This is a genomic window from Pauljensenia sp. 20925_1_34, from assembly GCF_041432775.1.
GTDB lineage: Bacteria > Actinomycetota > Actinomycetes > Actinomycetales > Actinomycetaceae > Pauljensenia.
The window spans coordinates 1-15,012 of record NZ_JAPWAG010000017.1; the positions used below are offsets into that span (position 1 = coordinate 1).

At 64.1% G+C, this 15,012-nt stretch carries 25 protein-coding genes; all 25 read right to left on the minus strand.

Annotated features, from left to right (window positions below; all coding sequences use genetic code 11):
- Positions 1-249 precede the first annotated feature (249 nt).
- The 25 genes from O3669_RS07290 to tuf all read right to left on the minus strand — a co-directional run bounded on the left by O3669_RS07290 (position 250) and on the right by tuf (position 14,966).
- Positions 250-1,158, minus strand: a complete 909-nt coding sequence (locus tag O3669_RS07290; RefSeq protein ID WP_314770551.1) for a M24 family metallopeptidase — start codon at positions 1,156-1,158, stop codon at positions 250-252.
- Positions 1,159-1,161: 3 nt separating this feature from the next.
- Positions 1,162-1,737, minus strand: coding sequence for an adenylate kinase (locus tag O3669_RS07295; RefSeq protein WP_295919916.1), 576 nt, complete (start codon positions 1,735-1,737; stop codon positions 1,162-1,164).
- Positions 1,734-3,026, minus strand: a complete 1,293-nt coding sequence (gene secY / locus O3669_RS07300; RefSeq protein WP_295919919.1) for a preprotein translocase subunit SecY — start codon at positions 3,024-3,026, stop codon at positions 1,734-1,736. The genes O3669_RS07295 and secY overlap by 4 nt, the downstream gene beginning before the upstream one ends.
- A gap of 256 nt (positions 3,027-3,282) precedes the next feature.
- Positions 3,283-3,747, minus strand: a complete 465-nt coding sequence (gene rplO, locus O3669_RS07305) for a 50S ribosomal protein L15 (protein ID WP_009058534.1) — start codon at positions 3,745-3,747, stop codon at positions 3,283-3,285.
- A 2-nt stretch (positions 3,748-3,749) separates the two neighbouring features.
- Positions 3,750-3,935: a 50S ribosomal protein L30 gene (gene rpmD, locus O3669_RS07310; protein ID WP_016460322.1), complete on the minus strand. Its 186-nt coding sequence runs from the start codon at positions 3,933-3,935 to the stop codon at positions 3,750-3,752.
- On the minus strand, positions 3,935-4,624 hold the full coding sequence (gene rpsE, locus O3669_RS07315; protein WP_009054680.1) for a 30S ribosomal protein S5: 690 nt from the start codon (positions 4,622-4,624) through the stop codon (positions 3,935-3,937). The genes rpmD and rpsE overlap by 1 nt, the downstream gene beginning before the upstream one ends.
- 28 nt (positions 4,625-4,652) lie before the next feature.
- Complete coding sequence (gene rplR / locus O3669_RS07320) at positions 4,653-5,024, minus strand: 50S ribosomal protein L18 (protein WP_276739787.1); 372 nt, start codon at positions 5,022-5,024, stop codon at positions 4,653-4,655.
- Positions 5,024-5,566, minus strand: coding sequence for a 50S ribosomal protein L6 (gene rplF, locus O3669_RS07325; RefSeq protein ID WP_295967943.1), 543 nt, complete (start codon positions 5,564-5,566; stop codon positions 5,024-5,026). The genes rplR and rplF overlap by 1 nt, the downstream gene beginning before the upstream one ends.
- 15 nt (positions 5,567-5,581) lie before the next feature.
- A complete protein-coding gene (rpsH, locus tag O3669_RS07330) occupies positions 5,582-5,980 on the minus strand; it encodes a 30S ribosomal protein S8 (RefSeq protein ID WP_009213212.1) in 399 nt (132 codons plus the stop codon).
- Between the two features lie 62 nt (positions 5,981-6,042).
- Entirely contained in the window at positions 6,043-6,228 is a 186-nt protein-coding gene (locus tag O3669_RS07335; RefSeq protein ID WP_003790603.1) for a type Z 30S ribosomal protein S14, read from the minus strand.
- A 3-nt stretch (positions 6,229-6,231) separates the two neighbouring features.
- Positions 6,232-6,777, minus strand: coding sequence for a 50S ribosomal protein L5 (gene rplE, locus O3669_RS07340; RefSeq protein ID WP_295919934.1), 546 nt, complete (start codon positions 6,775-6,777; stop codon positions 6,232-6,234).
- 2 nt (positions 6,778-6,779) lie between these two features.
- On the minus strand, positions 6,780-7,211 hold the full coding sequence (gene rplX / locus O3669_RS07345; protein ID WP_295919938.1) for a 50S ribosomal protein L24: 432 nt from the start codon (positions 7,209-7,211) through the stop codon (positions 6,780-6,782).
- A 3-nt stretch (positions 7,212-7,214) separates the two neighbouring features.
- A complete protein-coding gene (rplN, locus tag O3669_RS07350; RefSeq protein ID WP_003790609.1) occupies positions 7,215-7,583 on the minus strand; it encodes a 50S ribosomal protein L14 in 369 nt (122 codons plus the stop codon).
- A gap of 88 nt (positions 7,584-7,671) precedes the next feature.
- Positions 7,672-7,938: a 30S ribosomal protein S17 gene (gene rpsQ, locus O3669_RS07355; protein WP_003790611.1), complete on the minus strand. Its 267-nt coding sequence runs from the start codon at positions 7,936-7,938 to the stop codon at positions 7,672-7,674.
- Positions 7,939-7,943: 5 nt separating this feature from the next.
- Positions 7,944-8,177: a 50S ribosomal protein L29 gene (gene rpmC, locus O3669_RS07360; RefSeq protein WP_295919942.1), complete on the minus strand. Its 234-nt coding sequence runs from the start codon at positions 8,175-8,177 to the stop codon at positions 7,944-7,946.
- Complete coding sequence (gene rplP / locus O3669_RS07365) at positions 8,177-8,596, minus strand: 50S ribosomal protein L16 (RefSeq protein ID WP_003790615.1); 420 nt, start codon at positions 8,594-8,596, stop codon at positions 8,177-8,179. The genes rpmC and rplP overlap by 1 nt, the downstream gene beginning before the upstream one ends.
- 5 nt (positions 8,597-8,601) lie before the next feature.
- Positions 8,602-9,411 carry a 30S ribosomal protein S3 gene (gene rpsC, locus O3669_RS07370; RefSeq protein ID WP_295919947.1) on the minus strand — a complete coding sequence of 270 codons (810 nt, stop codon included), beginning with the start codon at positions 9,409-9,411 and terminating at the stop codon, positions 8,602-8,604.
- Between the two features lies 1 nt (position 9,412).
- The gene (gene rplV, locus O3669_RS07375; RefSeq protein WP_003790620.1) at positions 9,413-9,784 is read right to left on the minus strand and encodes a 50S ribosomal protein L22; all 372 of its coding nucleotides are present in this window, start codon (positions 9,782-9,784) and stop codon (positions 9,413-9,415) included.
- 29 nt (positions 9,785-9,813) lie between these two features.
- Complete coding sequence (gene rpsS / locus O3669_RS07380; RefSeq protein WP_003790621.1) at positions 9,814-10,095, minus strand: 30S ribosomal protein S19; 282 nt, start codon at positions 10,093-10,095, stop codon at positions 9,814-9,816.
- Positions 10,096-10,111: 16 nt separating this feature from the next.
- Positions 10,112-10,948: a 50S ribosomal protein L2 gene (rplB, locus tag O3669_RS07385; protein WP_034463436.1), complete on the minus strand. Its 837-nt coding sequence runs from the start codon at positions 10,946-10,948 to the stop codon at positions 10,112-10,114.
- Positions 10,949-10,970: 22 nt separating this feature from the next.
- Positions 10,971-11,276: a 50S ribosomal protein L23 gene (rplW, locus tag O3669_RS07390; RefSeq protein WP_003790626.1), complete on the minus strand. Its 306-nt coding sequence runs from the start codon at positions 11,274-11,276 to the stop codon at positions 10,971-10,973.
- Entirely contained in the window at positions 11,273-11,917 is a 645-nt protein-coding gene (rplD, locus tag O3669_RS07395) for a 50S ribosomal protein L4 (protein WP_314770144.1), read from the minus strand. The genes rplW and rplD overlap by 4 nt, the downstream gene beginning before the upstream one ends.
- 2 nt (positions 11,918-11,919) lie before the next feature.
- Entirely contained in the window at positions 11,920-12,585 is a 666-nt protein-coding gene (rplC, locus tag O3669_RS07400; RefSeq protein ID WP_371524217.1) for a 50S ribosomal protein L3, read from the minus strand.
- 11 nt (positions 12,586-12,596) lie between these two features.
- The gene (rpsJ, locus tag O3669_RS07405) at positions 12,597-12,905 is read right to left on the minus strand and encodes a 30S ribosomal protein S10 (protein WP_003790631.1); all 309 of its coding nucleotides are present in this window, start codon (positions 12,903-12,905) and stop codon (positions 12,597-12,599) included.
- A gap of 873 nt (positions 12,906-13,778) precedes the next feature.
- Positions 13,779-14,966: an elongation factor Tu gene (gene tuf / locus O3669_RS07410; RefSeq protein WP_295968493.1), complete on the minus strand. Its 1,188-nt coding sequence runs from the start codon at positions 14,964-14,966 to the stop codon at positions 13,779-13,781.
- Positions 14,967-15,012 lie beyond the last annotated feature (46 nt).

Genomic DNA, 15,012 nt, shown 5'->3' on the forward strand with positions numbered 1-15,012 from the left:
TTCAAAGTTTGAAATAGTCGCGAGGGAATTACGTGCGACATTGATAGAGCAGGCCCGGCGGCGCCCCACGGCGCCCGGCGGCAAGCAGGCCCGGCGGCAAGCAGGCCCTCAGGCACCAAGACAGGGTCCCAGAGTCAGAAGGCACCGTGAACCCGGGCGGCTAGTGACTACGGTTAACGCGGCCACGGCCTCGTCGATAGAAGAGTCGGGCCCGGCACTCCACCGAGTACCGGGCCCTTCCGCTCAGCGTCAGTCGAGCGAGATGGGCGTGACGCCGTAGGGCGACAAGCCAGCCACTCCCCCGTCGCGCGCGGTCAGCACGCTCACGCCGTCAGCCATGATCGCAATCGAATGTTCCCAGTGGGCAGCGTCGCGGCCATCAACCGTGCGCACGGTCCACTCGTCGTCATCCGTCTGCGAGGCGATGTCGCCGCGCGTGAGCATCGGCTCAACGGCCAGCACCATGCCGGGCTTCAAGCGAGCCTGGATACCGCGAACGTTGTAGTTGAGGACGTCCGGCGGCATGTGCATCCTCGTGCCGATGCCGTGTCCCACGAACTCTTCGACGATGCCGGCCTCCCAGCCGTTGATGAGCGCGTTCTCGGCGACAACCGTCTCGACCGCCTTGCCGACCGCGCTGATGCGCTTGCCGGTCGCGAGGCCAGCCAGCGCCGCCCACAGGGATTCGCGCGTCACAGCGTCGAGCTGACGACGTTCACGCAGCAGGTCCTCGTCCACACCGGCAATCGAACCCGACGCGCGAATACCGGCCGCGAAGTCCTCATCAGAGACGAACTGCTCGCCAACGATCACGCTGAACGCCGCGTCGCCATGCCACTGACGGCCGCCGCGGTCGACGAACGCGCCGCAGTCAAAGGACACGATGTCGCCGGGAGCCAACTCGTAGTCGCCGGGGATGCCGTGGACGATCACGTCGTTGACCGAGATGCACACCGTCGCCGGGTAGCCGTAGTAGCCCTTGAAGTTGGACGTGGCGCCACCGTCGGCGATCGCCTGGGCACTCACCTCGTCCAGCTCGCGGGTTGTCACGCCCGGGCGCACGGCAGCGCGCAGCGACTCGTGGATCGACGCGACGACCAAGCCAGCCTCGCGCATCCACCGCAGCTGCTCGACGGTCTTGAGCTCGATGTGCGGCATCAGTTACTTCGCCACCGAATCCAGGATCGCGAAGATGCGGGCCGTGACATCGTCGATGCTGCCGCGCCCATCCACGACCTCGAGCATGTCCTGGTCCACGTAGTACGTCGCCACGGGCTCGGTCTGCTGGTGGTAGACCTCGAGGCGGTGACGCATCACGGGCTCCGTGTCGTCCGTGCGGTGCTGCTCCTGCGCGCGCTTGAGCATACGCTCCACGACCTCGTCCTCATCGACCTGAATCTCCAGGACAACGTCGATCGACTTGCCCAGGTCCAGGAGCATGTCACGCAGGACGTGCGCCTGCTCCACCGAGCGGGGGTAGCCGTCCAGCAGGAAGCCCTTGGCCGTGTCGGGCGCAGCCAGACGCGCCTTCACCATGGCGTTCGTGACCGAATCCGGAACGAACTCGCCACGATCCATGTAAGCCTGCGCCTGCTTGCCGATCTCCGTACCCTCCGCCATGTTCGCGCGGAAGATGTCGCCCGTCGAAATGGCGGGGATGTCCAGGCGCTCAGCGATGCGCGAGGCCTGGGTGCCCTTGCCAGCTCCGGGAGGGCCGAGGAGGATGACGACTGTCATTTCAGGAATCCTTCGTAGTGATGCTGCTGCAGCTGAGTGTTGATTTCCTTCACCGTCTGCAGACCAACGCCGATGATGATGAGGAGCGTCGTACCACCGAAGGGCATCTGCGAGCTCGACAGCTTCAGCGGGATGATAGCGAACGACGGCAGGAGGGCGATGATCACCAGGTAGAGAGCGCCGGCCGTCGTGATTCGGTTGATCACGAAACGCAGGTACTCAGCCGTGGGACGACCCGCACGGTACCCGGGGATAAAGCCTCCGTACTTCTTCATGTTGTCCGCGACCTCGTCCGGGTTGAACGTGATCGCCGTGTAGAAGAAGGCGAAGAACAGTGTCATGAGCCCGTAGATCGTCAGGTAGAAGCCGCTACCCTGCGTGAAGTGCGAAGAGATCCACTGGACCCAGGCGTCCTGAGGCTTGCCGAACTGAGCGATCATCGGAGGCAGCGCCAGGATCGAGGAGGCGAAGATGACGGGAATAACGCCCGACATGTTGATCTTCAGAGGAATGTAGGTGGTGGTTCCGCCGTACTGGCGGCGCCCAATCATGCGCTTGGCGTACTGGACCGGGATCCGGCGCTGAGCCTGCTCAATGTACACAACGGCGATAGCGACGACGAGCAGCAGCGCGACGATCGCAGCGACCGAACCCCACTTGCCAGCCTGGCCGATCGACAGAAGCTGCTCGGGCAGACGAGCGGCAATCGAGGTGAAGATCAGGAGGGACATACCGTTGCCGATGCCGCGCTCCGTGATGAGCTCGCCGAGCCACATGATGACGCCGGTACCGGCCATCATGACGATGATCATCATGATGAAGGTCAGGACCGAATGATCGCGAATAACGGGCTCGGAGCAGGCCTGGAAGAGCTGGCCGCTGCGGGCCAGCGAGATCGTCGTCGTGGCCTGGAGGACGCCCAGGAAGATCGTCAGATAACGCGTGTACTGCGTCAGCTTCGCCTGTCCGGTCTGACCTTCCTTGTGGAGGTCATCGAAACGCGGGATGACGACCCTCAGAAGCTGGATGATGATCGACGCGGTGATGTAGGGCATGATGCCCAGCGCGAAGATCGACAGCTGCAGCAGAGCACCACCCGAGAACAGGTTCACGAGGTCAAGCAGCGAGGCCTGAGACTCTTGCGCCATACAGCGCTGCACAGCCTGCGAGTCGACGCCGGGTGTCGGAATGAACGAACCCAGCCGGAACGCGGCCATGATGAACAGGGTAAAGAGCAGCTTCCGACGCAAGTCGGGGGTACGGAACGCCTGGGCAAATGCACCGAGCAAGGCTTCCTCCTACGGGTGATGGGCAGCGGGGCAAAAGCCCCTAGACTGACTTAGCTTACCCGACACGGGTAACAAATGGCGAGATCCAATCATTATAAAGAACGCACTTTCGCGTATTTAACGAAACACGTCGTGCGCGCAGCCCGCTCCTACAGCGAGTTGCTTTTGCGCGAGAAGGGCCGCTTGACACCCCTCGTCAGCGCGTTGAGGGCAAAGATAACGGGGGTGGTCCCTCACAGGACCACCCCCGTTCACCTCAGCGGGCCGAAATGGACCCGCCAGCGGCAGTGATCTTTGCCTCGGCGGAGGACGACCAGGAGTCGACCTCGACCTCGAGCTTGACGCTCAGTTCGCCGGTACCGAGCACCTTGACGGGCGCGGAGTCGCGAACGGCGTGCTTGGCGATGAGATCCTCAACCGTGACCTTGCCGCCCTCGGGGAAGAGCTCCCCGAGCTTGCCAACGTTCACGACCTGGTACTCAACGCGGAAGGGGTTCTTGAAGCCGCGAAGCTTCGGCAGACGCATGTGGATCGGCATCTGGCCACCCTCGAAGCCGGCAGCAACCTGGTAACGGGCCTTGGTGCCCTTGGTGCCACGGCCAGCGGTCTTACCCTTAGAACCCTCACCGCGACCCACGCGGGTCTTGGCGGTCTTGGCTCCGGGGGCAGGACGCAGGTGGTGCAGCTTAACGATCTGCGTCTTCTTCGTGGAGTCCGCCATTGTCAGTCGACCTCCTCAGCGGTCACCAGGTGACGCACGGTGCGAACGGCGCCCAGAACGGCATCCGTCTGCTCACGCACGACACTCTGGCCGATCTTGCGCAGCCCGAGGGTGCGCAGCGTGTCCTTCATGTTCTGCTTCGCGTGAGCAGAGGACTTGACCTGCGTGATCTTGATGTTCTTCGCCATCACTTAGCCTCCCCTGCAGCGGCCTTGTCGGCCTCGGCGGCCTCGGCAGCCGCGCGCTTCTCGGCCTCGCCCTCTGCGCGAGCGCGCAGCATGGACGCGGGAGCAACGCGCTCGAGGGGCAGGCCGCGACGAGCGGCGACAGCCTCGGGCTGCTCGAGCTGCTTAAGTGCGTCAACCGTCGCGTGGACGATGTTGATCGCGTTGGACGAGCCCAGCGACTTGGTGAGCACGTCGTGGACGCCCGCGGCCTCCAGGACGGCGCGCACCGGGCCACCGGCGATAACGCCGGTACCGGGGGCGGCCGGACGGAGCAGGACGATACCGGCGGTATCGCGGCCCTGCACCACGTGCGTGATCGTGCGGCGGATCATCGGGACGCGGAAGAAGTTCTTCTTCGCCTCCTCGACGCCCTTGGAAATGGCCTGGGGAACTTCCTTGGCCTTTCCGTAGCCGACGCCCACCGTGCCTTCGCCGTCACCCACGACAACCAGGGCGGTGAAGGAGAAACGACGTCCACCCTTCACGACCTTGGAGACGCGGTTGATGGTAACGACGCGCTCGATGTACTCGTTCTTGTTCTCGTTGTTCCGGCGGTTATCGCGATCGTTGCCGCGGCCGGAGCGGCGCTCACGGCGATCGTTGTTCTCGCCCGCGCCCGAACCGTTCCTGTCTCGCTGCTGTGCAGCCATCAGATGATCTCTCTTTCTTTCGGCTCGTTCACAGCTCGAGTCCGCCCTCACGGGCGGCCTCGGCAACGGCCGCAACGCGACCTGCGTACTTGTTACCACCGCGGTCGAACACGACAGCGGAGATACCGGCAGCCTTCGCACGCTCGGCGATCAGAGCGCCAACCTTGCGAGCCTTGTCGGTCTTCGTACCCTCGGCACCAGCGAGCTCGGCCTCGATGTCGGAGGCCGACACCAGGGTGTGGCCGACCGTATCGTCGATGACCTGAGCCACCATGTGGCGGTTCGAACGGGTGACGACCAGACGGGGACGCTCGGGCGTGCCGTTGATCTTCTTGCGGAGGCGGAGGTGACGGCGCTTGCGAGCGACGAACTTGCCCTTGCCCTTGATCGAGTAAGCCATCACTTACCAGCCTTTCCGACCTTGCGACGGATGGTCTCGCCCACGTAGTGGATGCCCTTGCCCTTGTAGGGCTCCGGCTTCTTCAGCTTGCGGATGCGAGCAGCAGTCTCACCGACGAGCTGCTTGTCGATACCCGACACCGAGAACAGCGTCTGGGACTTCGGCGCAATCGTGAACTCGATGCCCTCGGGCGGGGTGATGGTGATCGTGTGGGAGAAGCCCAGGGAGAACTCAAGGTCCTTGCCCTTGGCAACCACGCGGTAACCGGTACCCGTGATCTCGAGATCCTTCTTGTAGCCCTCAGTCACACCAACGATCATGTTGGCGATCAGGGTGCGGGACAGTCCGTGGAGCGAACGCGAGGTGCGCTCGTCGTTCGGACGCTCGACGATAACCTGGCCGTCCTCGATCTTCGCGGTGATCGGCTCGGCGACAACGTGGGAGAGGGTGCCCTTGGGGCCCTTCACGGTCACGTTCTGGCCGTCGATCACGACGTCGACGCCGGCGGGGATAGCGATGGGGTTCCTACCAATTCGCGACATTGTTCAGCCTCCTCATCACCAGATGTAGGCGAGGACTTCCCCACCCACACCCTTCTCGGCTGCCTGGCGGTCGGTGAGCAGGCCGGAGGACGTGGACAGGATCGCCACGCCGAGGCCGCCGCGGACCTTGGGCAGGTTGGTGGACTTGGCGTACACGCGCAGACCGGGCTTGGACACGCGCTTGAGCCCCTGGATCGCAGCCTCACGGTGCGAGCCGTACTTCAGGTTGATCGTCAGGGTCTTGCCCACGCGGGCATCCTCGACGGTGGTCGAGGCAATGTAGCCTTCCTCGACCAGGATGTTCGCAATCGCGTTCTTGAGCTTCGAGTACGGCATGGAAACCGCATCGTGGTGCGCACGATTCGCGTTGCGCAGACGCGTCAGCATGTCTGCAATCGGGTCTGTCATTGTCATGGGGGTTTATTCCCCTTCCTCGTCGCGGTTTCTCCGGTTACCCGGGACCTGCGACGTTCGTTTTACCAGCTGCTCTTGGTGACACCGGGGAGTTCGCCGCGGTGGGCGAGCTCGCGCAGGCACACGCGGCACAGTCCGAACTTGCGGTACACCGAGTGCGGACGACCGCAACGGTTGCACCGGGTGTAGGCACGCACGCCGAACTTCGGCTTGCGGGCAGCCTTGACCTTCAGGGATGTCTTGGCCATGGGTCAGTCCTCCTTGAACGGGAAGCCGAGGTGACGGAGAAGGGCGCGACCCTCTTCGTCGGTGGTGGCCGAGGTGACAACCGTGATGTCCATGCCGCGCACTCGGTCGATCGAGTCCTGGTCGATCTCGTGGAACATCGACTGCTCCGTGAGACCGAAGGTGTAGTTGCCGTGACCATCGAACTGCTTGGAGGACAGTCCGCGGAAGTCACGGATACGGGGAAGCGCCGTCGAGAGGAGGCGGTCCAGGAACTCCCACATGCGGTCGCCGCGAAGCGTGACGTGCGCACCGATCGCCTGGCCCTCGCGCAGCTTGAACTGCGCGATGGACTTCTTGGCGCGGGTGGTCACGGGCTTCTGGCCGGTGATCGCGGTAAGGTCGCGGATAGCGCCCTCGAGTGCCTTCGAGTCGCGAGCGGCCTCGCCGACACCCATGTTGACGACAATCTTCGTCAGTCCGCCGACCTGCATGACGTTCTCGTGCTTGAACTCAGCACGGAGCGCCTCGCGGATCTCGGAGTTGTACTTTTCCTTCAGACGCGGGGCCATGCTCAGATCTCCTTGCCCTGCTCAACGCCGCGCTTCGCGCCACCACGAGCCACGCGGACTCGGACGGTGCGGGTGCGGCCGCCGCGCTCAACGGTGTCCTCGCGGAAACCGACGCGGACGCGCTTCTTGGTCTCGGGGTCGACCAGAGCGACCTTGGACAGCGAGATGGGGGCCTCGATGGTCTCGATGCCGCCAGCGCTACCCTGCTGGCCCTGGCGCACGTGGCGCGTCTTGAGGTTGATGCCCTCGACGAGGACCTTGCCCTCGGCCGGGAACACCTGGATGACGCGGCCCTGCTTGCCCTTATCGCCGGGCTTCAAGGGCTCGAGGCCCTCCTCGGCGCGGCGGGCGTTGCGCTTGGCCAGCGCCTTCTCGTCGGACGTACGTCCGCGAACGACCTCGACGAGGTCATTCTTACGAATCTTGGCTGCCATGGATCAGATCACCTCCGGAGCGAGGGAGACGATACGCATGAACTTCTTGTCGCGCAGCTCGCGGCCCACGGGGCCGAAGATACGCGTGCCACGCGGCTCGCCATTGTTGTTGATGATGACGGCCGCATTCTCGTCGAAACGAATGTAGGAACCGTCGGGGCGGCGGGTTTCCTTACGCGTGCGAACGATCACTGCCTTGACGACTTCGCCCTTCTTGACGTTGCCGCCGGGGATGGCGTCCTTCACGGTGGCGACGATCGTGTCGCCGATACCCGCGTAGCGCCGACCCGAGCCACCGAGAACACGGATGGTCAGGATCTCCTTGGCCCCTGTGTTGTCGGCGACCTTCAGTCGCGACTCCTGCTGGATCATTTTCTATTGACTCCTGTCGTCGTGCCGGTTCTCTCCCGGTTTGTACCGGTCGAGCCTTGCCGAACGGATTTCGGTCTGTGAGCGAAGGTCACTTCGCCTTTTCGAGGATCTCCACAACGCGCCAGCGCTTGGTGGCCGACAGCGGGCGGGTCTCCATGATGAGGACGAGATCGCCGACGCCGCACTCGTTGTGCTCGTCGTGAACCTTGACCTTCTTGTTCTTGCGCATGACCTTGCCGTAGAGGGCGTGCTTGACGCGGTCCTCGATCTGGACGACAACGGTCTTGTCCATCTTGTCGCTGACGACGTAGCCGCGACGGACCTTACGCTCGTTACGAGCGGTGGTTTCTGCCATCAGGCTCACTCCTCAGTGCTCGGGGCGGTGCGGTAGCCAAGCTCCCGCTCACGCGCGATGGTGTAGATCCGGGCAATGTCGCGGCGCACGGTCTTCATGCGACCGTGATCCTCGAGGTTGCCAACGGCCTGCGCGAAACGCAGGTTGAACAGCTCGGCCTTGGCCTTCTCCAGCTCCTTGGAGAGCTGAGCGTTGTCCATGGCGTCGAGCGCCTCGGTGGTCAGACCCTTATCTGCCATCAGATGTCACCACCCTCTCGGACCACGAAACGGGTCTTGATAGGAAGCTTGTGCTGGGCACGGCTGAGGGCCTCGCGAGCGAGCTCCTCGGGGACGCCTGCCAGCTCGAACATGACACGTCCGGGCTTGACGGGGGCAACCCACCACTCCGGAGCACCCTTACCGGAACCCATTCGGGTTTCGGCGGGCTTCTTGGTCAGCGGGCGGTCCGGGAAGATGTTGATCCAGACCTTACCGCCACGCTTAATGTGACGGGTCACGGCAATACGAGCCGCCTCAATCTGACGGTTGGTGATGTACGCAGCCTCGAGCGCCTGGATGCCGTAGTCGCCGAACGCCAGTTCGGTGCCACCGGAGGCGAAGCCAGTGCGGTGAGGACGGTGCTGCTTGCGGTACTTAGTCCGACGGGGAATGAGCATTGGGCTCAGGCCTCCGATCCGGTCGTGGGCGCAGCGGCCTCGGAGGCGGTTGCCTCACGGGGAGCCTGCTGCGCGGCGGTCTCCTGGTTGGGGCGTCCACCGCGGCGGGGGCCACGGCGACCGTCGCGACGGCCGCCACGCTGGGCCTGCTCGGCCTGCTGGCGAGCGAACTCGCGCTCGGTGATGTCGCCCTTGTAGATCCACACCTTGACGCCGATGCGACCGAAGGTCGTGCGGGCCTCGTGGAATCCGTAGTCGATGTTCGCGCGCAGGGTGTGCAGCGGCACGCGACCCTCGCGGTAGAACTCGGAGCGGGACATTTCAGCGCCACCCAGACGGCCGGACACCTGGACACGAATGCCCTTGGCGCCAGCGCGCTGCGCGGACTGGATGCCCTTACGCATCGCACGACGGAAGGACACGCGGGCAGCGAGCTGCTCGGCGATGCCCTGCGCAACGAGCTGCGCTTCGAGGTCGGGGTTCTTGACCTCGAGGATGTTCAGCTGAACCTGCTTGCCCGTCAGCTTCTCGAGCTGAACGCGCAGGCGGTCGGCCTCGGCACCACGGCGACCGATGACGATGCCCGGACGAGCGGTGTGCAGGTCGACGCGAACGCGGTCACGCGTGCGCTCGATGCTCACCTCGGCGATGCCGGCGCGCTCGAGGTTGTCGGTCAGGAACTTGCGGATCGCGACATCTTCGGCCACGTAATCCGCGTAGCGCTGTCCCTTGGTGGTGGAGTCGGAGAACCAGCGAGACCGGTGGTCAGTGGTGATTCCCAGACGGAACCCGCGGGGGTTGACCTTCTGACCCATATCAGCGGTCTCCCTTCTTCTTGTCTTCCTTGGTCCCCACCACGATGGTGATGTGGGAGGTGCGCTTGAGGATACGACCGGCGCGTCCCTGAGCACGGGGACGGATGCGCTTCATGGTCGGGCCCTCGTCCACGTATGCCTCGAGCACGAGCAGATCGGCCTCGTTGAAGGTCTCGCCGGCGTTTTCAGCCTTGACCTTCGAGTTGGCGACTGCGCTCAGCAGCACCTTGCGGACATCGGTGGCGACGGCCTGCGGGGCGAACCGCAGAATGTCGGCGGCCTCCAGAACACGCTTGCCGCGAACCTCGTTCACAACACGGCGGGACTTCTGGGGCGTGACGCGGATGAATCGCGCCTGCGCCTTGGCTTCCATGTATCTGCCTCTTCTTCCGTGGGGCCGGCTCAGCGCCGACGTCCCTTACGATCGTCCTTGTCGTGGCTGCGGAAAGTACGCGTGGGAGCGAACTCTCCGAGCTTGTGGCCCACCATCGACTCGGTGACGAAAACGGGCACATGCTTACGGCCGTCGTGGACGGCGATGGTCAGGCCCAGGAAGTCCGGGGTGATGACCGAGCGACGCGACCAGGTCTTGATGACGTTCTTCGAGCCGGATTCGTTCGCGGCGTCGACCTTCTTGAGCAGGTGGTCGTCGACGAACGGGCCCTTCTTCAAACTACGCGGCATTTCAATCGACTCCTACTCAGCGGTTCTTGCCGGTCTTGCGACGGCGGACGATCATGCGATCGGACGCCTTCTTCGGACGACGGGTACGGCCCTCGGGCTTGCCCCAAGGCGACACGGGGTGACGACCACCGGACGTGCGGCCTTCACCACCGCCGTGCGGGTGATCGACCGGGTTCATGACGACACCACGGACGTGCGGGCGCTTGCCCTTCCAGCGCATACGGCCGGCCTTGCCCCAGTTGATGTTCGACTGCTCGGCGTTGCCGACCTCGCCGATGGTGGCGCGGCAGGTGGCCTCGACGTTACGGATCTCGCCGGAGGGCATACGCAGCTGGGCGAAGCGGCCTTCCTTAGCGACGAGCTGCACGGAGGTACCAGCGGAGCGAGCGATCTTGGCGCCGCCACCCGGGTAGAGCTCCACAGCGTGCACAACGGTACCCAGGGGGATGTTGCGCAGCTGCAGGGAGTTGCCGGGCTTGATGTCAGCGCCAACGCCAGCCTCGATGTGATCGCCCTGCTTGAGGCCGGTCGGAGCGAGGATGTAGCGCTTCTCGCCATCCGCGTAGTGCAGGAGGGCGATGCGGGCCGTGCGGTTGGGGTCGTACTCGATGTGAGCGACCGTCGCCGGGACGCCGTCCTTGTCGTGACGACGGAAGTCGATCACGCGGTACTGGCGCTTGTGGCCGCCGCCGCGGTGGCGGGAGGTCACGCGGCCGTTGTTGTTACGGCCACCGGTCTTGTGCAGCGGGCGCAGCAGCGACTTCTCGGGGGTGTCGCGCGTGATCTCGACGAAGTCAGAGACGGACGAGAAGCGACGGCCCGGAGTCGTGGGCTTGTACTTGCGAATTCCCATTGTTCAAATGTCCCTTCGGTTCTCAGGCCTGATCGCCGAAGATGTCGATGGTGCCCTCACGCACGGTGACGATGGCACGCTTGACGTCCTTGCGCTTACCGATCCCGTTACGGGTGCGGTAGGTCTTGCCCTTGCGGTTCTGGGTGGCGATGGAACCGATCTTGACGCCGAAGATACGCTCCAGGGCAATCTTGATCTCGGTCTTGTTCGCGCGGGGGTCAACCTCGAAGGTGTACTTGCCCAGGTCCATCAGGGCGAGCGACTTCTCGGTGGTGACCGGCTTCAGGATGATGTCGCGGGGGTTCTTGCCCGCTTCGATCGTGCTCACTTGGTCTCCTCCTTGGTACCGAGGAAGGCCTCCAGGGCGGCCTGCGTGAAGACGATGTCATCGGCGTCCAGGACGTCGTACGTGTTCAGCTGGTCGGCCCACAGAACGTGAACCTCGGGAACGTTGCGCAGGGACAGCGCGGTCAGTTCGTTGCCACGCTCGAGAACGACGAGAGCCTGGCGGTCCTCGACGATGGCTCGCAGGGCGGCCAGAGCAGCCTTGGTCGAGGGCTTCTCGCCTTCGAACAGGGCGGTGACAACGTGGATGCGGTCGGCGCGCGCACGGTCAGACAGAGCGGAGCGCAGAGCGCCCTGCTTCATCTTCTTGGGGGTGCGCTGGTCGTAGTCACGCGGCTGAGGGCCGTGGACGATGCCGCCGCCGGTGAAGTGAGGCGCACGGATGGAGCCCTGGCGAGCGTTACCGGTGCCCTTCTGACGGAACGGCTTCTTGCCGCCGCCAGCGACCTCACCGCGGGTCTTCGTCGCGTGCGTGCCCTGACGGGCGGCCGCAAGCTGAGCGACGACAACCTGGTGCATCAGCGGAATGTTGGTGGGGACGTCAAAGGTCGAACCGGGGAGAACGACGGAGCCCGCCTTCTTGCCCTCGAGGTCGATGACGTCAACGTTACGATCGTCAGCCATGATCACGCACCCTTCACGGAGGAGCGAACCAGGACCACGCCGTTCTTGGGACCCGGGATGGCGCCGCTGATGAGCAGCAGGCCCTTCTCGGTGTCCACGGCCTGGATCGTCAGGTTCTGAACAGTACGACGGTTGCCACCCATGCGGCCGGCCATGCGCAGGCCCTTAAAGATGCGACCGGGGGTCGCGCAAGCGCCGATCGAGCCGGGCTTACGGTGGTTGCGGTGCGCACCGTGGGAGGCGGAAACGCCGGCGAAGCCGTGACGCTTCATAACGCCGGCAAAGCCCTTGCCCTTGGTGGTGCCGGAGACGTCGACGGACTGGCCAGCCTCGAAGGTGGCGGCGTCGAGTTCCTGGCCGAGCTCGTAGGAGTCGTGCTCGGAGGTGCGGACCTCAGCGAGGTGACGGCGGGGGGTAACCCCGGCCTTCTCGAAGTGGCCCTGCAGGGGCTTGGTGACCTTACGGGAGTCAATCTCACCGAAGCCAAGCTGAATAGCGGAGTAGCCGTCGACCTCTTCGGTACGAACCTGGGTCACGACGTTGGTGCCGACCTGCACGACAGTCAGGGGCACGAGGTGGCCGTCGGCATTCCAGACCTGGGTCATGCCGAGCTTGCGGCCGAGCAGCGCCTTAATGGGCGCGCCAGCGTGCTGCTTCTTGTTAGTCATTGCAGATGTCCTCAGAGCTTGATCTCGATGTTGACGTCCGCAGGCAGGTCGAGGCGCATGAGCGAGTCGACGGCCTTGGGGGTCGGGTCGATGATGTCGATGAGCCGCTTGTGCGTGCGCATTTCAAAGTGCTCGCGGCTGTCCTTGTACTTGTGGGGCGACCGGATGACAACGAAAACGTTCTTCTCGGTCGGCAGCGGCACCGGGCCCACGACCGTGGCGCCCGCACGCTGTACGGTGTCCACGATCTTGCGCGCGGAGCTGTCGATGACCTCGTGGTCATACGACTTGAGCCGGATGCGGATCTTCTGTCCCGCCATGCCGTCTTACCTCTTCTCGTACAGATTCGCCGCCGGTCCCCGCACTCGGGCGTGTCGCACCCGTCGTGCTCGCGATCCCTCGCGAGGGACCGACGTCTTGTCCAAAGATCTTGGGCATATTGCCCGACCCATACGTGATGGCACGCATGGGCCACCCCAGATACGCTGAGGCAACCGTGCCATTCTGTCAGAGTTCCACCCGCGAGCACAATCCCAACGGCTTATTCTCGCATGTGAAACCACCGACAGAGTGGCGCCAGCGCGGTGTTTACCGCCAATGGCAGCAGCAACCGTCACCAAGAAACTAACGTACCCCGCACTCGGGCGTGTCGCAAGTGGGGATGCGTCACACCGCAGTTGTACGAGGCCTGCCTGGCCCGTGATGACAAGGTTATCCGCGCGTGTGGGGCCCGTTGCGCGCACAAGGGTGATCAGTCTCTCGAGACAAACCCATGCTCGCATCAGCGCTCCGCGTGCGACGGTGCACCGCTGTCAGCATCACGCGCGACAATGGGCACAACACCACTAGTAGCAACCAACAACCCTCACAACGCCCGGTCCACACAACCAGACCAGGCCACCCCCGTGTGGAGTGGTGACACGATTGCGAACGTCCCACACATGCGGATAGGTTAGCCACTCACGTATAGGTTAGCCGCTTACGGATAGGTTATGAGACTATCCGCATGTGCGTAACCTATCCACGAGCGCGTTACCTATCCGCAAGCAACGCAAATATGCCCACGCGGAGCACCACACTCCCCCGCCGCACGCCGGGCATAGCGAAGGGCCCCGCCTCCCACGTGGGAGGCGGGGCCCTCAATGCCGCTGGATCAGCAGCGAATCATATCTGAGACAAACTCAGAGGGTGATTCACTTGATGATCTTGGTGACACGACCGGAACCAACGGTGCGGCCACCCTCACGGATAGCGAAGCCGAGGCCGGGCTCCATGGCGATGGGCTGAATCAGCTCAACGGAGATCTCGGTGGTGTCGCCAGGCATGACCATGTCGGTGCCCTCGGGGAGGGTGATGACGCCGGTCACGTCCGTGGTACGGAAGTAGAACTGCGGACGGTAGTTCGAGAAGAAGGGGTTGTGGCGGCCGCCCTCTTCCTTCTTGAGGATGTAGACCTGGCCCTCGAACTCGGTGTGGGGCGTGATGGAGCCGGGGCGGGCCACAACCTGGCCGCGCTCGACCTCGTCGCGCTTGGTGCCGCGGAGGAGCAGACCACAGTTCTCGCCAGCCCAGGCCTCGTCCATGGACTTGTGGAACATCTCGATGCCGGTAACCGTGGTCTTCTGGGGCTCACGGATACCGAGGATCTCGACCTCAGAGTTGATGGGCAGCTTGCCACGCTCAACACGGCCGGTGACGACCGTGCCACGACCGGTGATCGTGAAGACGTCCTCGATCGGCATGAGGAAGGGCTTGTCCATGTCGCGCTCGGGGGTGGGGATGTAGGAATCCACAGCCTCCATGAGCTCCTCGACCTTGGCAACCCACTCCGGGTCGCCCTCGAGGGCCTTCAGAGCGGAAACCTGGATGATCGGGGCGTCGCGATCGAAGTCCTGGGACTCGAGCAGGTCGCGGCACTCTTCCTCGACCAGTTCCATCATTTCCTCGTCGTCGACCATGTCGGACTTGTTGAGGGCGATGAGGATGGTGGGGACGCCGACCTGACGGGCGAGCAGGACGTGCTCGCGGGTCTGGGCCATGGGGCCGTCGGTGGCGGCGACCACGAGGATCGCGCCGTCCATCTGGGCAGCGCCGGTGATCATGTTCTTGACGTAGTCGGCGTGGCCGGGGGCGTCAACGTGCGCGTAGTGACGCGCCTCGGTCTGGTACTCGACGTGGGAGACGTTGATCGTGATGCCACGATCGCGCTCCTCGGGAGCGTTGTCGACCTGATCGAAGGGGGTGAACTCGTTCAGATCGGGGTACTTGTCGTGCAGCACCTTGGTGATAGCTGCCGTCAGCGTCGTCTTGCCGTGGTCAACGTGACCAATCGTGCCGATGTTGACGTGCGGCTTGGTGCGCTCAAACTTGGCCTTCGCCACTTGTGTCCTCCTGGACTCGGGTAGAAATTCTCAGCCTACGGCTAGG

Bases quoted from the DNA above. Each gene is read 5' to 3' on its own strand.
- O3669_RS07290 (WP_314770551.1), bottom strand. From the start codon at position 1,158: ATGCCGCACATCGAGCTCAAGACCGTCGAGCAGCTGCGGTGGATGCGC.
- rplV (WP_003790620.1), bottom strand. From the start codon at position 9,784: ATGGAAGCCAAGGCGCAGGCGCGATTCATCCGCGTCACGCCCCAGAAG.
- rplF (WP_295967943.1), bottom strand. From the start codon at position 5,566: ATGTCGCGAATTGGTAGGAACCCCATCGCTATCCCCGCCGGCGTCGAC.
- rplB (WP_034463436.1), bottom strand. From the start codon at position 10,948: ATGGGAATTCGCAAGTACAAGCCCACGACTCCGGGCCGTCGCTTCTCG.
- rpmC (WP_295919942.1), bottom strand. From the start codon at position 8,177: ATGGCAGATAAGGGTCTGACCACCGAGGCGCTCGACGCCATGGACAAC.
- rpsS (WP_003790621.1), bottom strand. From the start codon at position 10,095: ATGCCGCGTAGTTTGAAGAAGGGCCCGTTCGTCGACGACCACCTGCTC.
- O3669_RS07295 (WP_295919916.1), bottom strand. From the start codon at position 1,737: ATGACAGTCGTCATCCTCCTCGGCCCTCCCGGAGCTGGCAAGGGCACC.
- rpsQ (WP_003790611.1), bottom strand. From the start codon at position 7,938: ATGGCAGAAACCACCGCTCGTAACGAGCGTAAGGTCCGTCGCGGCTAC.
- rpmD (WP_016460322.1), bottom strand. From the start codon at position 3,935: ATGGCGAAGAACATCAAGATCACGCAGGTCAAGTCCTCTGCTCACGCG.
- O3669_RS07335 (WP_003790603.1), bottom strand. From the start codon at position 6,228: ATGGCCAAGACATCCCTGAAGGTCAAGGCTGCCCGCAAGCCGAAGTTC.
- rplO (WP_009058534.1), bottom strand. From the start codon at position 3,747: ATGGCGGACTCCACGAAGAAGACGCAGATCGTTAAGCTGCACCACCTG.
- rplN (WP_003790609.1), bottom strand. From the start codon at position 7,583: ATGATCCAGCAGGAGTCGCGACTGAAGGTCGCCGACAACACAGGGGCC.
- rplR (WP_276739787.1), bottom strand. From the start codon at position 5,024: ATGGCTTACTCGATCAAGGGCAAGGGCAAGTTCGTCGCTCGCAAGCGC.
- rpsC (WP_295919947.1), bottom strand. From the start codon at position 9,411: ATGGGTCAGAAGGTCAACCCCCGCGGGTTCCGTCTGGGAATCACCACT.
- rplX (WP_295919938.1), bottom strand. From the start codon at position 7,211: ATGGCAGCCAAGATTCGTAAGAATGACCTCGTCGAGGTCGTTCGCGGA.
- rpsJ (WP_003790631.1), bottom strand. From the start codon at position 12,905: ATGGCGGGACAGAAGATCCGCATCCGGCTCAAGTCGTATGACCACGAG.
- rpsE (WP_009054680.1), bottom strand. From the start codon at position 4,624: ATGGCTGCACAGCAGCGAGACAGGAACGGTTCGGGCGCGGGCGAGAAC.
- rplC (WP_371524217.1), bottom strand. From the start codon at position 12,585: ATGACTAACAAGAAGCAGCACGCTGGCGCGCCCATTAAGGCGCTGCTC.
- rplP (WP_003790615.1), bottom strand. From the start codon at position 8,596: ATGCTCATTCCCCGTCGGACTAAGTACCGCAAGCAGCACCGTCCTCAC.
- rplE (WP_295919934.1), bottom strand. From the start codon at position 6,777: ATGGCCCCGCGTCTGAAGGAAAAGTACAACTCCGAGATCCGCGAGGCG.
- rpsH (WP_009213212.1), bottom strand. From the start codon at position 5,980: ATGACAATGACAGACCCGATTGCAGACATGCTGACGCGTCTGCGCAAC.
- rplD (WP_314770144.1), bottom strand. From the start codon at position 11,917: ATGGCTGACGATCGTAACGTTGACGTCATCGACCTCGAGGGCAAGAAG.